This window comes from Nocardia tenerifensis NBRC 101015, assembly GCF_000308715.1.
Classification (GTDB): domain Bacteria; phylum Actinomycetota; class Actinomycetes; order Mycobacteriales; family Mycobacteriaceae; genus Nocardia; species Nocardia tenerifensis.
Genome location: NZ_BAGH01000107.1, coordinates 1 through 15,890 on the forward strand (window position 1 = coordinate 1; position 15,890 = coordinate 15,890).

Here is a 15,890-nt window from a genome sequence, read left to right on the forward strand (position 1 = left end):
AGCACAACGACCGCCTGCGGCACGCGGGCGGCAAGAGCACCCCCGACCTGCTGCGCCGTCGCGCCGAGGGCGCACAGGACGCGCCGGACGCCATCGTCTTCCCGGCCGATCACGACCAGGTGCTCGCCGTGCTGGCCTACTGCGCCGAGCACGCCGTCGCGGTGGTGCCGTTCGGCGGCGGCACCAGCGTGGTCGGCGGCGTCGACCCGGTGCGCGGCGGGTTCGATGCCGTGATCGCACTCGACCTGCGCAGGCTCGACTCGGTGGCGGAGATCGATCCCGTGAGCGGCATGGCGACCCTGGGAGCCGGGCTCACCGGACCGCGCGCGGAGGAACTGCTTCGCGCGCAGGGGCTTTCGCTCGGCCACTTCCCGCAGAGCTTCGAGTTCGCCAGCATCGGCGGGTTCGCCGCCACCCGCTCGTCCGGGCAGGCATCCGCCGGCTACGGCCGATTCGACGACATGGTGCAGCGGCTGAAGATCGCCACGCCCACCGGCACACTGGAACTCGGCCGCCCGCCCGCCTCGGCGGCGGGACCGGACCTGCGCGAGCTGTTCGTCGGGTCGGAGGGCGCGCTCGGCGTGATCACCGAGGTCGCCGTGCGCGTGCACCCGGTACCGGAAACGACCGCCTACCAAGCGTGGTCGTTCCCCGACTTCGAAACCGGCGCGGCCGCACTGCGTTCGGTCGTGCAGGCCGGGGCCGCGCCGACGGTGCTTCGGCTGTCCGACGAGGCCGAGACCGGCATCAACCTGGCCCGCGCGGGCGATATCGGCGGTGCCGCGGTGTCCGGCTGCCTGGCCATCACGACCTTCGAGGGCACCGAGGCGCACGTAGCCGCCCGCAGTGCCGAGGCGGGCGCGCTGCTCGCCGCGGCAGGCGGCACGGCGCTCGGTGAAACTCCGGCCCAGGAGTGGGAACACGGTCGCTTCGGCGCGCCGTACATGCGCGACGCGCTGCTGGATGTCGGGGTGCTCTGCGAGACGCTGGAGACCGCCACGACCTGGGCCGGCCTCGCCGATCTCAAGGCGAAGGTATCCGCGGCGCTTACGGACTCGCTCGCGGGCCAGGGCACCCCGCCGCTGGTCATGTGCCATATCTCGCACACCTACCCGACGGGTGCGTCGCTGTACTTCACCATCGTCGCCAAGCAGCTCGCGGACCCGATCGCCCAGTGGCACAAGGCAAAACAGGCCGTCGGCGACGCGATCGTAGCCGCCGGCGGCACCATCACGCACCATCACGCGGTCGGCACCGACCACCGCCCGTGGTTGCCCGCCGAGATCGGCGAGCTCGGCGTGCGCGTATTGCGCGCGGTGAAGGCCGAATTGGACCCCGCGGGCATTCTCAACCCTGGAAAGCTGGTCCCGTGACGCAGTATTCATCCCGCTCCGTGCGCGCGGTCACCGTGGTGACCAACCGGCACGCGGGGCTCGGCGCAGGACACGACGTCGCGACGGCGGCGCTGGCCCGGCTGCGCGAACGCGGGGTCGAGGTCGCCGAGGTGCGGGCGCCGTCCGCCGCCGAAACGGTTCGGCTGGTACGTGACTCGATCGCGCGGGACAACCCCGACGCGGTGGTCTGCATCGGCGGCGACGGATTGATCAATGTGACCCTGGACGCCGTCGCGCACACCGGCGTCCCGCTCGGCCTGGTCCCCGCGGGCACCGGCAACGATCTGGCCAGGGAGTTGGGCGTGCCGACCGAGGACCCGGTGGCCGCGGCCGACCTCGTGGCCCAGGGCCGAACCAGGACGATCGACCTCGGCCGCATCGAGCTGTCCGAACCGGAGTCCGCGCCGATGTGGTTCGTCACCGTCGCCGGCACCGGGTTCGATGCGCGAGTCACCTTGCGCGCCAATGCCATGCGCTGGCCGAGGGGGCGGCTGCGGTATACCGCCGCCGCGCTGGCCGAGATCTCCGGCCGGTTGACCGTGCCCTACCGGGTCGAGCTGACCGGCGCGGTCACCGAGGGCCTGACGAACCCGGGCGCCGGATCGACGGTCGAGACGAACGCGGTGATGGTCGCGGTCGGCAACACCCGCACCTACGGCGGCGGCATGCTGATCTGCCCGGACGCGGTGCTCGACGACGGGCTGCTCGACCTCACCGTGGTCGGCGCGCTGTCCCGGTGGGAGATGCTGCGCCTGCTGCCCGCCCTGTCCGCGGGCAAGCGGCAGAACCACCCCGAGGTCAAGCAGTACCGCGCCGCGGCGATCACCCTCACCGCCCAGGGCGCCCCGGCCACCGCGGACGGAGAACCGGTGGGCACGTTGCCCATCACCATCCGCGCCGTCCCGTCGGCGCTGACCGTGCTGGTGCCCTGACGCGCTATCGCCTACGCGGCGAAGGTGACTCGGCTCATTCGGTTGACGGTGACCCGGTCGACGATCACCGCCGACTCCGGCGCGGGACGCAGGCCGCCGCCCGCGCGCAAGCGCTGCATCAGCCTGCGCCAGCGAAAGCAGTGCAGCACGAACGTTATTTGGTTGGACCGTCGCCCGCGGGCGCGCTGACCCGCGCGCGCCGCGGCGGTCGGCACGTCGAGCAGCATGAGGTGTAGCTCCCGGCCGTACCCCGCGGCCCAGAAGGAGATGATCCGTCGGGCCCAGCCGGTGGTGGCGCAGTCGTGGATGACCACCGGTCCGTCCGTATCGCGCAGCGCCGCATGGATTCCCGCGAAGTGCACGACGTGCACGACCGGCCGCCACAGGGTGTAGGGCAGCCAGCCGAGCTTGTGCCGCAACCGATTCCGCGCCTGCAACGAGTCGATCACCAGTGATCCCTCCGGGCCGCCGGAGGGGACCTCCGCCTCCGTGGTCGCGCCGAAGAACCGCCGCAGCACAGTGCTTTTGCCCGCCCCCGGTATACCCGCGACGACCAGGGCCGACATGGGCGGATACTGCAGTTCATCGATCGCCAGGCCTCGCAGATCGTGCACGGCGTCCGGCACGAGGAAGAGCTCCAGCGGCGCGGAGGCAGGGGATGACGAGGTGGCGAGCGGAGGGTTCACCTCCTCCAGAGTCCCCAGCGGCCGTGGCTCCGGCAACGGGGAAAACCCTACTTTTTCACTGAGATTTTCCTGAAGCGGATCGGCCGAAATGTTCACATCTTCCAGAGTCCGTATTCGCGGCCGTTCTGGCAAGAACGGACATTACGGACATGGAATGGGGATGCTCGCGGCGGCCGGCCGTGAGCGACGTCTCGGACTCCCCGCATAGGTGGTCGTCGCAGCCTCTGTAGAGGCGTCGCGACAACCGCCCGGACAGGGTGTTCCGACGGTTAATGCGGAGATCAGGGGTAGAAAATGCCAGAAGCTGAGAATTGCTTATGGATTCCCGATCCCTTCCAGTCGGGACGGTAAGCTTGGGGGTGAAGGCGGAGTCTTCGGTGTCCCTCATCCACCGAAGACTTCGCCCTTCTTTATGTCCGATTCTCGTTGTGCGGCACCGTGACTGGCGAGCAGCGCGATTCCCCGGGCGGCAAGGTCCGCGAAGAGCCCCGGGCGTCCCTTCGAGACGCAGGTCACCCCCGTGCCGCGAGCTCAGCGGACGGCGTCCGGCACCGCCCGTAACCCAGCGGAAACCGATTGAACCCGGCCACTAGAATCGTCGGGTGACCAGCGCAGCCCCTGACACTTCGCGTAATCGTGCCGATGCCCTCCCCAAGAGCTGGACCCCCGGCGAGGTAGAGGCCGCCATGTACGAGCGCTGGGTAGCCGCTGGCTATTTCGAGGCCGACGCCACCAGCGGCAAGCCGGCGTACTCGGTCGTGCTGCCCCCGCCGAACGTCACCGGCAACCTGCACATCGGCCACGCCCTCGACCACACCCTCATGGACACCCTCACCCGCCGCAAGCGCATGCAGGGCTACGAGGTGCTGTGGCTGCCGGGCATGGACCACGCGGGCATCGCCACCCAGACCATGGTGGAGAAGCAGCTCGCCGTCGACGGCAAGACCAAGGAAGACTTCGGCCGCGAACTGTTCATCGACAAGGTCTGGGACTGGAAGCGCGACTCCGGCGGCGCCATCCAGTGGCAGATGCGCGCGCTCGGCGACGGCGTCGACTGGAGTCGCGACCGGTTCACCATGGACGACGGCCTGTCCAGGGCCGTGCAGACGATCTTCAAGCGGCTCTACGACGCCGGACTGATCTACCGCGCCGAGCGACTGGTCAACTGGTCGCCCGCGCTGCGCACCGCCATCTCCGATATCGAGGTCAAGTACGAGGACGTCGACGGCGAGCTCGTCTCGCTGCGGTACGGCTCGCTCGACGACGCCGAACCGCACGTCGTGGTGGCGACCACCCGCGTCGAGACCATGCTCGGCGACACCGCGGTGGCCGTGCACCCCGACGACCCGCGCTATAAGGCGCTGATCGGCACCACGCTCGAGCACCCCATCACCGGGCGGCGGATCCCGATCATCGCCGACGACTACGTCGACCCCGAATTCGGCACCGGCGCGGTGAAGATCACCCCCGCGCACGACCCGAACGACTTCGAGATGGGTGTGCGGCACAACCTGCCGATGCCCAACATCATGGACGAGCGCGGCCGGATCATCGGCACCGGAACCGAATTCGACGGCATGGACCGTTTCGAGGCTCGTATCGCGGTGCGCGAGCGGCTGGCCGCCGAGGGCCGCATCGTCGCGGAGAAGCGTCCGTACGTGCACAGCGTCGGGCACTCCGAGCGCAGCGGCGAGCCGATCGAGCCGCGGCTGTCCATGCAGTGGTGGGTCAAGGTGGAGACGCTGGCCAAGGCCGCGGGTGACGCGGTTCGCAACGGCGACACCGTGATTCACCCCGCCAGCTCGGAGCCCCGCTGGTTCGAGTGGGTCGACAACATGCACGACTGGTGCATCTCCCGGCAGCTGTGGTGGGGCCACCGCATCCCGATCTGGTACGGCCCCGAGGGCGAGGTGATCTGCGTCGGCCCCGACGAGACCGCGCCGGAGGGCTACGTGCAGGACCCGGACGTGCTAGACACCTGGTTCTCCTCGGGCCTGTGGCCGTTCTCCACCATGGGCTGGCCCGACGCCACCCCAGAACTCGAGAAGTTCTATCCCACAAGCGTTCTCGTCACCGGTTACGACATCCTCTTCTTCTGGGTCGCCAGGATGATGATGTTCGGCACCTTTGTGGCCGACGATGCCGTGCTCACAGCGGGCAAGGGTGGCGAGCGCCAGGTCCCGTTCAAAGACGTGTTCCTGCACGGGCTGGTGCGCGATCAGTTCGGCAAGAAGATGTCGAAGTCGCGCGGCAACGGCATCGACCCGCTGGTCTGGATCAACGAATACGGCGCGGACACATTGCGATTCACCCTCGCGCGGGCCGCGCAGCCCGGCGGCGACCTCTCGGTCGGCGAACCGCACGCGCTCGCGTCGCGCAGCTTCGTGACGAAGCTGTTCAATGCCACCAAGTTCGCGCTGATGAACGGCGCGCGGCCGGGCGAGCTGCCCGACCGCGCCGCGCTCACCGACGCCGACCGGTGGATCCTCGACCGGTTGGAAGAGGTTCGCGCCGAGGTGGATTCGGCGTTGGACGGCTACGAGTTCGGCAAGGCGTGCGAGGCGCTGTACCACTTCGCCTGGGACGAATTGTGTGACTGGTACCTGGAATTGACCAAGGTGCAGTTCGCCGCCGACGGCTCGCGGGCCCAGGCCACCCAGGTGGTGCTCGGCACCGTGCTCGACGCCGTGCTGCGCCTGCTGCACCCGGTCATCCCGTTCGTCACCGAGTCGCTGTGGCAGGCGCTCACGGGCGGTGAGTCCCTGGTGATCGCCGCGTGGCCGCAGGCCTCCGGGGTGGCGACGGATCAGGTGTCGGCGCAACGGATCTCGGACACCCAGCGGTTGATCACCGAGATCCGCCGGTTCCGCGGCGATCAGGGCCTGGCCGACAAGCAGAAGGTGGCGGCCAAGCTCATCGGCCTCGACACCGCGGGCCTGACCGAACTGCACGACTCGGTCGCCAACCTGGCCCGGCTCACCGAGCCCGGCGACGACTTCGCCGCGACCGCGACCGTCGAGGTCCGGCTCAGCGGCGCCACCGTCACCGTCGAACTCGACACCTCCGGCGCCGTCGACCTCGACGCCGAGCGCCGCCGCCTGGAGAAGGATCTGGCCGCCGCCGAGAAGGAGTTGGCCGGCACCGCCGCGAAACTCGGCAACGAGGCGTTCCTCGCCAAGGCGCCCGAGCCGGTGGTCGCGAAGATCAAGGGCCGCCAGGAGGTCGCCGCCGCCGAGGTGGCGCGCATCGGCGCCCGGCTCGCGGAGCTGAGCGGGAAATGAACCACGAACCGGAGCCGCAGTACGGCGACGACCTCAGGCACCCGGCCGCAGGCCCGCGGCTGAGCTCCGGCCCGTCGCCGGTCGAGCTGGCCGAGATGGCGCTGGTCGAGGCCGAGCTCGACACCCGCTGGCCGGAGACCAAGATCGAGCCGTCGCTCACCCGCATCGCCACCCTGATGGATCTGCTCGGCTCGCCGCAGCAGAGCTACCCGGCGATCCACGTCGCGGGCACCAACGGCAAGACCTCGGTCACCAGGATGATCGACGCGCTGCTCACCGCGCTGCACCGGCGCACAGGCCGGATCACCAGCCCGCACCTGCAGCTGGCGACCGAGCGGATCAGCATCGACAACGCGCCGATCACCCCGGCCCGCTACGTCGAGACCTATCGGGAGCTCGAGCCGTTCATCGAGATGATCGACGCGCAGTCGGCGGCCGCGGGCGGCCCGCGGATGAGCAAGTTCGAGGTGCTCACCGGCATGGCGTTCGCGGCCTTCGCCGAGGCGCCGGTCGACGTGGCCGTGGTGGAGACCGGCCTCGGCGGCACCTGGGACGCCACCAACGTGATCGACGGGCAGGTCGCGGTGATCACGCCGATCGGCCTCGACCACACCGAATACCTCGGGCCCGACCTCACCTCCATCGCGGGGGAGAAGGCGGGCATCATCAAGCGCGCGCCGGAGAGCCTGGTCCCGCGCGACACTGTCGCGATCATCGCCCAGCAGGAACCCGAGGCGATGGAGGTGCTGCTGCGCCGGGCGGTCGAGATGGACGCCGCGGTGGCGCGCGAGGGCAGCGAGTTCCGGGTGCTGGCGCGTCAGATCGCCGTCGGCGGACAGCAACTCGAACTCCAGGGCCTCGGCGGGGTGTACGACGAGATCTTCCTGCCGCTGCACGGCGAGCATCAGGCGCGCAACGCCGTGCTCGCGCTCGCGGCGGTCGAGGCGTTCTTCGGCGCGGGCGCCGACCGTCAGCTCGACATCGAGGCCGTCCGTGCGGGTTTCGCGAACGCGACCAGCCCCGGCCGGATGGAACGGATGCGCAACGCGCCGACCATCTTCATCGACGCCGCGCACAACCCGGCGGGCGCGCAGGCGCTCGCCGCGACGCTGACCGCCGAGTTCGACTTCCGCAAGCTGGTCGGCGTCGTCTCCGTGCTCGCCGACAAGGACGCGGCGGGCATTCTCGCCGCGCTCGAGCCGGTGCTCGACGAGATCGTCGTCACGTCCAACGGCTCGCCGCGCGCGATGGAGGTCGACCTGCTCGCCGATCTCGCGGTGCAGCGCTTCGGCGACGAGCGGGTGGTCACCGCGGCGACCCTGCCGGACGCGCTGGAGACCGCCATCGCCATCGCCGAGGAGGTCGGCGAGTCGGGCGAGATGGTGTCCGGCGCCGGCGTCGTGGTGACCGGTTCCGTGGTGACCGCAGGCGCGACCCGCGCGCTGTTCGGAAAGGACCCCGCATGACCGAGCCCGCCGAACGACCCGACGCGGTACCGGCGCCCGCGACCGACCCGTGGAAGGGCTTCCGCGGCGTGATGGCGGGCACGCTGGTGCTGGAGGCGATCGTGGTGCTGCTCGCGCTGCCGGTCGTCGGCGCGGTCGGCGGCGGGGTCACCTGGGCCTCGGGCACCTACCTCGTGGTGCTCGCCGTGATCATGTTCCTCGGCGCGGGTCTGCAGCGCAGGTCGTGGGCCATGCCGTTCAATCTCGGCCTGCAGGTGTTCGTGCTCCTCGGCACCTTCATCCACCTGTCCATCGGGATCATCGGCATCGTCTTCGCGGTCGTCTGGGGTTTCATCCTGGTGCTGCGCGCCGATGTGCGGGGCCGGATCGAGAAGGGGCTGCTGCCGAGTCAGCGCACCCAGCGTTCCTCCTGAACCTGGTGGCCCCGGATTCGGGGCCAGGGCAACTTTCGTCTGTTCGGTGTAGCGCGCAGGCTCCTAGCGTTGCCGTCGCACGGCGTCGCATCGGCGTCGTGTCGTCGAACGGAGGAATTGTTCATGAAACGTGTAATCGCGAATGTTGTTGTGGCAGGCGCAATTACGTTCGGTGGCGCGTTCGGCGCCGCGCAGGCGACGGCGGAACCCGGTCTGCCGCTGGAACCGGCCGCGCCCGCCGCGGCGCCGGTCGGCGAGGCGGGGACCGGCTCCGCCGACGGGGTGGTGAAGCTCCTCAGCGAGCTGTCGAGCCTTTCGGCGCGCGGCAACATGCCGTGTGGTCCCGGCGGCAGACCGGCCACCGGCAGCGATCTCTGCTGAATCGCCGACCACATCGTCCGATCGGGTCTCGGTGCCCCGGCTCCCCGCGTGGGCCGGGGCACCGTCGCATCGCCGATCGCGCCGTGAGTTCGGTACCCGCCGGGGGTGCCGGATAGAGTGTGCGCCGTGACTGAGCAGACGTTGGTACTCATCAAGCCGGACGGTGTGGCCCGTGGCCTCGTCGGCGAGGTGCTGGTACGAATCGAGCGCAAGGGCCTGAAGATCGCGGCCCTCGAGCTGAAGCATGTGTCCGAGGAGCTGGCCAAGGGCCACTACGCCGAGCACGCCGAGAAGCCGTTCTTCGGCTCCCTGATCGAATTCATCACCTCCGGCCCGGTTGTCGCGGCCGTCCTCGAGGGCCCGCGCGCGATCGCGGCGTTCCGGCAGATCGCCGGCGGCACCGACCCGGTCGAGAAGGCCGTGCCGGGCAGCGTTCGCGGCGACTTCGCCCTGGAGACCCAGGAGAACCTCGTCCACGGGTCCGATTCGCCCGAATCGGCCAAGCGTGAGATTGCTCTGTGGTTCCCGGAGTTCCCCGCCTGACACCAGTTCTCGAGTTGAACACGGTCGTGAGCGAGCGCCGCGAGCGAGTCGATGCGACGGCGCCCGGCGGCGTGCGGTGAACCGAGCGTCAACCAGGTTTGCCGTGCGCCGCGGCCAGTGCGCGGCGTTCGGTATGGGATACTGACATCGGCTGCTTTTGATGCCGACTGTTCGCGCAGGTACGTGGACTATCGGGGCCATCGCAGCCGGATGACACACCGCGGTTCGATGCCGATCATCGCTGCCACGGACAAAAGGCCCGGTCGCCGGGTCGGTTGTTCGCGTCGGCACGCTGGATGAGCGCTCACAATCGTGGAGTTCAGCCAACAGCCAGGCGCCGCGTGACCAGTTAGCCCAGACCGACGAACAACATGGTGATAACCGGACATGCGGGGCGAGACCATATGACCTTGCGCCGAGCGGCGTGAGGCGAACGGATAGTGCCCCCGCGTCGGCCGCTTCACTCCTTACCGGGAGGGACGCGCCCGGGGGTCCGAGGAGACTTCGTGGCCGAAAAAGAGCCATTGGAAACAACACCACAGGATGCCGAACAATTGCCGGAGCGAATCCGAGTTCACGCACTCGCCAAGCTGCTTGGGGTAACGAGCAAGCGCATCCTGGCCAAGCTCACCGAACTGGGGTCCGACGCGCGCAGCGCGCAATCGAACGTCGACCGGGCGATCGCGGAGTCCGTCCGCGACGCGCTCGGCCCGCCGGAAGGCGAGACTCCCGCACCGCAGGCCGAGGCCCCGGCACAGCCGGCTGAGTCCTCGCCGGTCGAGGCTCCGGCACAGGCGACCGACGCTCCGGCGGAGCAGCCCGAAGCCCCGGCGCGGCAGCGGGCAACCGCGACGCGGCAGTCTGAAACCGCGGCGCAGCAGCCGGAAACTGCGGCCCAGCAGTCCGAAACCGCAGCGCAGCAGCGCGAAACTCCAGCGCAGCAGCCCGAGACAGCGGCACAGACGCCTGAAGCCGCGCCCAGTCGCGGTCACGGCGGCTTGGTCTTCTCCGCGCCCGACCCGCTGATCGGCAACTCCGGTGCGGAGAACCCGAACGAAGTCGCGCACCAGCCCTCGGTGCAGCTCTTCACCCACCCCGTGAAGGAAGAGCCGCACGTCGCGGCCCCCGTAGTCTTCGAGTCCGCCGCCGTCGTGCAGGCGCCGCTGTTCCTGCCGCCGGACGCCGCGGCCGCCGAGCAGGCGCGCCGCAAGCGCCGCACCGAGCGCGACGTCCGGCGCGAGGAGCCCGTCGTCCAGGAGCCCGAGGACGAGGCCGACACCGGCGAGGACGACGAGTCGACCGACCAGCACAACGACGCCGACGGCCAGCCCCGTCGCAGGCGTCGCGGCCGTCGTGGCCGTGGCCGCGGTCGCGGCGAACAGCAGAACGACGGCGACGACGAGCACGACTCGGACGACGCCGACGACGAGCAGAACGCCGACACCGCCGAGAGCGCGGACACCGGCGACTCGGCCGACGACAACGCCGACACCGACGACGAGGACAACGAGCCCGAGGGCGCCAGCCGTCGCCGTCGTCGCCGCCGTCGCCGCAAGGTGGCCGGCGAGTCCGCCGAGGCCGACGCCGCCACCGAGGACGACCCGCCGAACACCGTCGTGCACGAGCGCGAGCCGCGGAACAAGAGCCGCAGCCGCGCCGCTGTCGACGAGGTGCAGGGCATCAGCGGCTCCACCCGCCTCGAGGCCAAGCGGCAGCGCAGGCGCGACGGCCGCGAGGCCGGACGGCGTCGCCCGCCGATCCTGACCGAGTCGGAGTTCCTGGCCCGGCGCGAGGCCGTCGACCGGGTGATGGTGGTGCGCGAGAAGGCGTTCCCCGACCACCCGACCGCCACCCAGGTCGCCGTGCTCGAGGACAACATCCTGGTCGAGCACTTCGTCACCAGCACCGGCTCCGCGTCGATGGTCGGCAACGTCTACCTCGGCCGGGTGCAGAACGTGCTGCCCAGCATGGAGGCGGCGTTCGTCGACATCGGCCGCGGCCGCAACGGCGTGCTCTACGCCGGCGAGGTGAACTGGGAGGCCGCCGGTCTGGGCGGCAAGGAGCGCAAGATCGAGCAGGCGCTCAAGCCCGGTGAACTCGTGCTGGTCCAGGTCTCCAAGGACCCGGTCGGGCACAAGGGCGCCCGGCTCACCACGCAGATCAGCCTGGCGGGTCGCTTCCTGGTGTACGTGCCCGGCGGCACGTCGACCGGCATCAGCCGCAAGCTGCCCGACACCGAGCGCAAGCGGCTCAAGGAGATCCTGCGCGACATCGTCCCCAACGACGCCGGTGTGATCATCCGCACCGCCTCCGAGGGCGTCGCCGAGGACGAGCTCGCCCGCGACGTGGAACGTCTGCAGGCGACCTGGCGCACCATCGAGAAGGCCGCCGAGGGCAAGAACGACGGTCAGCCCAAGACGCTGTACGAAGAGCCCGACCTGCTGGTCAAGGTCATTCGCGACCTGTTCAACGAGGACTTCTCCAAGCTCGTCATCGAGGGCGACCGGGCGTGGAGCACGGTCGAGAAGTACATCGGCACCGTCGCGCCGGAGATGCTCGCCCGCGTCTCCCGGCACGAGAACAACGGCGTCGACGTGTTCGAGGCGTACCGGATCGATGAGCAGCTCGCCAAGGCGCTCGATCGCAAGGTGTGGCTGCCCTCGGGCGGCACGCTGGTGATTGACCGCACCGAGGCGATGACGGTGGTCGACGTGAACACCGGCAAGTTCACCGGCTCCGGCGGCAGCAACCTGGAAGAGACGGTCACCCGCAACAACCTGGAGGCCGCCGAGGAGATCGTGCGCCAGATGCGGCTGCGCGATATCGGCGGCATGATCGTCGTCGACTTCATCGACATGGTGCTCGAGTCGAACCGAGACCTGGTGCTGCGCAGGCTCACCGAGGCCCTCGGCCGGGACCGCACCCGCCACCAGGTGTCCGAGGTGACCTCGCTCGGCTTGGTGCAGATGACCAGGAAGAAGCTCGGCACCGGACTGGTCGAGGCGTTCTCGACCACCTGTGAGCACTGCCACGGGCGCGGCATTCTCGTGCACGCCTACCCGGTCGAGCCGTCCTCCGGCGACGACGGAGCGGCGCGCGGCGGCGCCCGGGAGACCGGGTCGCGTCGCCGTCGCGGGCGTGACAAGGGTGCGGCGGCGACCGCGCCGGCCGCGGCGAGCAATGGGACCGTGCCGGCGGAGTCCGAGGAGGACATCGCGGTCAAGCGGGCGCACCCGGTCGCGTTGGCGATGGCCGCGCATCACGATCACGATCACGATCACGATCACGATCACGGGGACGCGGACGAGTCGGCGGGTGCGGACGAGTCGGTGGCTGCTGCGGCGGAGTCGGCGAAGGTCGAGCCGGTCGAGAGTGAGGTCGGTGCGGACGCGACCGAAAGTGTCGAGGCTGCGAAGGTCGACGGTGGCGCTGAGGTCGAGGCGGACATCGAGTCTGCCTCGGTTGATGAGTCGACGTCGGGTGCTGAGTCGGGGTCGCGTGCTGGGGTCGATGGGTCGACGTCGGGTGCCGAGTCGGGGTCGCGTGCTGAGTCGGTTTCACAGGCGGAGCCGGTGTCGCGTTCCGAGTCCGGCTCGCGTTCCGAGTCCGGCTCGCGTCTCGAGTCCGGCTCGCGTTCGGAGTCCAGTTCGCGTTCCGAGTCCGGTTCGCGTTCCGAGTCCGGTTCGCGTTCCGAGTCCGGTTCGCGTACTAGGCACCGCTCGCGCAGGGAATCAGGGGCGCGTACTGATTCAGGGTCGCGTGCTGAGTCGCATACGGAAACGGAGTCCCGTAGCGAGTCGGCGTCGGACGCCGAGTCGACCACGCGAACCGATTCCGCGTCGCGTTCCGAGTCGGCGTCGCGTTCCGAGTCGGCACCGTCTACGGGTTCGGCTCCGTCCGCGGCACAGACGGCCCCTGCGGAACCGTCCTCGCCCACCGAGGATCGCGCGGTAACCAACGGTGCGCCGGAACCCGCCCCCCGCACGCCTCGGCGTCGCAGGGTCGCCCGCTCGGCCGCCGCGCCCGCCGCGGACAGCAGCGGCGCGGTGTTCGTGCTGCCGACCGCGGAACAGGCCCCGCCGCCCGCCGTCGACTTCACGGCGGAGGCCCCGGTGGAGGTGCCGCAGCGCAGGCCGCGTCGCCGAGCCGTCGGCCGTCCGGCGGGCCCGCCGCCTGCGGAGTCGTAGCAGCCCATCTGACAGCCTCGACGCGGCCGGTGGCACCGAAAGGTGTGACCGGCCGCGTCGTCGGGCCAGGGGCCGGGCACGACCCCGCTACTGGTTTGCCGGAGACCGCGCCGCACGGCGAACAGCCACTCGGCGAAGGGTTGCTGACGGGCTGCCGACGGGCGGATTGTGTCGTTGATGGGGTGCTCTGGTAACCTTGGTCGGTCGCTGCCTGGCGATGGGCGTTATACCACGCCCCGCGCAGCAAGCCAGCCAAGAACATCTCGCGTCGCGCACTTGTGTCGCGAGAAGAAACATGACTGTACTTATTCGAGTGGAGGAAGCCGACCGATGGCAACGTACGCGATCGTCAAGACCGGCGGAAAGCAGTACAAGGTCGCGGTCGGTGACCTGGTGAAGGTCGAGAAGATCGAGGGCAAGCCGGGCACGTCCGTCGCCCTGGATCCGGTTCTCGTCGTCGACGGGGCCGACCTGACCACCGACGCCGCCAAGCTGGCCAAGGTCTCCGTGGCCGCAGAGGTCGTCGAGCAGACCAAGGGCCCGAAGATCCGCATCCACAAGTTCAAGAACAAGACCGGCTACCACAAGCGTCAGGGTCACCGTCAGCCGCTGACGGTCATCAAGGTCACCGGCATCAAGTAAGACATCCCGAGGAGATTCAGCTATGGCACACAAGAAGGGTGCGTCCAGCTCCCGGAACGGTCGCGACTCCAACGCCCAGCGCCTCGGCGTCAAGCGTTTCGGCGGCCAGAAGGTCAACGCAGGCGAGATCCTGGTGCGTCAGCGCGGAACCCACTTCCACCCCGGCGTGAACGTCGGTCGTGGCGGTGACGACACCCTGTTCGCCCTCGCGGCGGGCGCGGTCGAGTTCGGCACCAAGCGCGGACGCAAGACCGTCAACATCGTCGTCCCGGAGCCGGTCGAGGCCTAGGCCTTACCTCTCCAGACAACAGCCGAGCGGGTCAGGGGCGCAACCCTGGCCCGCTTTCGCGTTCTCCGGAACACCGTCGCGCGTTTCCCACGCCGCACCCCTGCACTCGACCAGTCCTGAAGGAGGATGATTCAGCAGATGTCCAAGTTCATCGACCGTGTCGTGCTGCACGTGCGTGCCGGTAAGGGCGGGCACGGCTGCGCCTCGGTACTTCGCGAGAAGTTCATGCCGCTCGGCGGGCCCAACGGCGGCAACGGCGGCAACGGCGGGGACGTGATCCTCGAGGTCGACCCCAACGTGCACACCCTGCTCGACTTCCACTTCCACCCGCACGCCAAGGCGGGCAACGGCAAGCCGGGCGAGGGCGGCAACCGCGACGGCAAGCAGGGCACCGACCTGCTGCTCAAGGTGCCCGACGGCACCATGGTGATCGACCGCGACGGCAATGTCCTGATGGACCTCGTCGGCGCGGGCAACCGCTTCATCGCCGCCCGCGGCGGTCGCGGCGGACTCGGCAACGCCGCGCTCGCCTCGAAGGCGCGCAAGGCCCCCGGTTTCGCGCTGCTCGGCGAGGACGGCGAAGAGGCCGACATCGTCCTCGAACTCAAGTCCGTCGCCGACGTCGGCCTCGTCGGCTTCCCGTCCGCGGGCAAGTCATCGCTGGTGTCGGTGCTGTCGGCGGCCAAGCCGAAGATCGCCGACTACCCGTTCACCACCCTGGTGCCCAACCTCGGCGTCGTCCTCAGCGGCGACACCACCTTCACCGTCGCCGACGTGCCCGGCCTGATCCCCGGCGCCAGCGAGGGGCGCGGCCTCGGCTTGGACTTCCTGCGGCACCTGGAGCGCTGCGCCGTTCTCGCGCACGTCGTCGACTGCGCGACCCTCGAGCCCGGCCGCGACCCGGTCTCCGACGTGGACGCGCTGGAAGCCGAACTCGCCGCCTACAAGCCGGCGCTCAGCGCCGACGCCAACCTCGGCGACCTGGCCGATCGGCCGCGCGTGGTGATCTTGAACAAGATCGACGTGCCCGACGCCGCCGAGCTGGCCGAGATGGTCACCCCCGAGTTCACCGCGCGGGGCTGGCCCGTGTTCGAGATCTCGGCGGTGAGCCGGGAAGGCTTGCGGCCCTTGACCTTCGCGCTCGCGGATCTGGTGCGCAAGTACCGCGAGGAGCATCCGAAGGCCGCGCCCGCGCGCCCGGTGATCCGGCCGATCGCGGTCAACCAGACCGGCTTCAGCGTGATCGCGGACCCGGATGAGCCCGGCGGCTTCATCGTGCGCGGCTCGCAGCCGGAGCGCTGGGTCGTGCAGACGCAGTTCGACAACGACGAGGCGGTCGGTTACCTCGCCGACCGGCTCGCCCGCCTCGGCGTCGAGGACGAACTGGTCAAGCAGGGCGCCGAGCCGGGCGCGCCGGTGACCATCGGCAATGTGACCTTCGAGTGGGAGCCGCAGATCACGGCCGGCGTCGACATGGTGCCGACCGGACGGGGCACCGACATCCGGCTCGAGCAGAACGACCGGATCAGCGCCGCCGAGCGTAAGCACGCCTCGCGGGTGCGCCGCGGTTTGGTGAAGGACGACGAGGAGTAGGCGTGCGCCCAGTTCCGGTGGGACGCATGGTCGTTGCGGCGACTCGGCTCAGGGCGCACAGGGTCGCGTCCGGGGGCGGCCGA

The 15,890-nt window shown here is 70.0% G+C and carries 12 protein-coding genes; 11 read left to right on the forward strand and 1 reads right to left on the reverse strand.

The features are described 5' to 3' along the window. Together ON39_RS08650 and ON39_RS08655 are read left to right on the forward strand one after the other, a co-directional pair. A partial coding sequence (locus ON39_RS08650; protein ID WP_040732797.1) for an FAD-binding oxidoreductase occupies window positions 1-1,373 on the forward strand: 1,373 nt, incomplete at its 5' end. Continuing rightward, entirely contained in the window at window positions 1,370-2,326 is a 957-nt protein-coding gene (locus tag ON39_RS08655) for a diacylglycerol kinase (RefSeq protein ID WP_040732798.1), read from the forward strand. The genes ON39_RS08650 and ON39_RS08655, both read left to right, overlap by 4 nt. Window positions 2,327-2,337: 11 nt before the next feature. Here ON39_RS08655 and ON39_RS08660 read toward each other — a convergent pair whose 3' ends face one another. Beyond that, window positions 2,338-3,012, reverse strand: coding sequence for a nucleoside/nucleotide kinase family protein (locus ON39_RS08660; protein WP_051186419.1), 675 nt, complete (start codon window positions 3,010-3,012; stop codon window positions 2,338-2,340). 602 nt (window positions 3,013-3,614) lie between these two features. On the opposite strand from ON39_RS08660, the gene ON39_RS08665 reads away from it, so the two are divergent. The 9 genes from ON39_RS08665 to obgE all read left to right on the forward strand — a co-directional run bounded on the left by ON39_RS08665 (window position 3,615) and on the right by obgE (window position 15,807). Continuing rightward, window positions 3,615-6,293 (forward strand): valine--tRNA ligase, encoded by a 2,679-nt coding sequence (locus ON39_RS08665; RefSeq protein WP_051186420.1) that lies wholly within the window; start codon window positions 3,615-3,617, stop codon window positions 6,291-6,293. Further along, complete coding sequence (folC, locus tag ON39_RS08670; protein ID WP_425454142.1) at window positions 6,290-7,759, forward strand: bifunctional tetrahydrofolate synthase/dihydrofolate synthase; 1,470 nt, start codon at window positions 6,290-6,292, stop codon at window positions 7,757-7,759. The genes ON39_RS08665 and folC overlap by 4 nt, the downstream gene beginning before the upstream one ends. Beyond that, window positions 7,756-8,172: a DUF4233 domain-containing protein gene (locus ON39_RS08675; RefSeq protein ID WP_040732800.1), complete on the forward strand. Its 417-nt coding sequence runs from the start codon at window positions 7,756-7,758 to the stop codon at window positions 8,170-8,172. The genes folC and ON39_RS08675 overlap by 4 nt, the downstream gene beginning before the upstream one ends. Before the next feature lie 123 nt (window positions 8,173-8,295). Next, a complete protein-coding gene (locus tag ON39_RS08680; protein WP_146251246.1) occupies window positions 8,296-8,553 on the forward strand; it encodes a hypothetical protein in 258 nt (85 codons plus the stop codon). Between the two features lie 126 nt (window positions 8,554-8,679). Next, window positions 8,680-9,096 (forward strand): nucleoside-diphosphate kinase, encoded by a 417-nt coding sequence (gene ndk / locus ON39_RS08685; protein ID WP_040732802.1) that lies wholly within the window; start codon window positions 8,680-8,682, stop codon window positions 9,094-9,096. Window positions 9,097-9,602: 506 nt separating this feature from the next. Then, window positions 9,603-13,283 (forward strand): translation initiation factor IF-2 N-terminal domain-containing protein, encoded by a 3,681-nt coding sequence (locus tag ON39_RS08690; protein WP_051186421.1) that lies wholly within the window; start codon window positions 9,603-9,605, stop codon window positions 13,281-13,283. A 330-nt stretch (window positions 13,284-13,613) separates the two neighbouring features. Beyond that, window positions 13,614-13,925 (forward strand): 50S ribosomal protein L21, encoded by a 312-nt coding sequence (rplU, locus tag ON39_RS08695; protein WP_040732804.1) that lies wholly within the window; start codon window positions 13,614-13,616, stop codon window positions 13,923-13,925. 22 nt (window positions 13,926-13,947) lie between these two features. Next, window positions 13,948-14,214, forward strand: coding sequence for a 50S ribosomal protein L27 (gene rpmA / locus ON39_RS08700; RefSeq protein WP_040732806.1), 267 nt, complete (start codon window positions 13,948-13,950; stop codon window positions 14,212-14,214). Between the two features lie 138 nt (window positions 14,215-14,352). Continuing rightward, window positions 14,353-15,807, forward strand: coding sequence for a GTPase ObgE (gene obgE / locus ON39_RS08705; protein WP_040732813.1), 1,455 nt, complete (start codon window positions 14,353-14,355; stop codon window positions 15,805-15,807). Window positions 15,808-15,890: the final 83 nt, after the last annotated feature.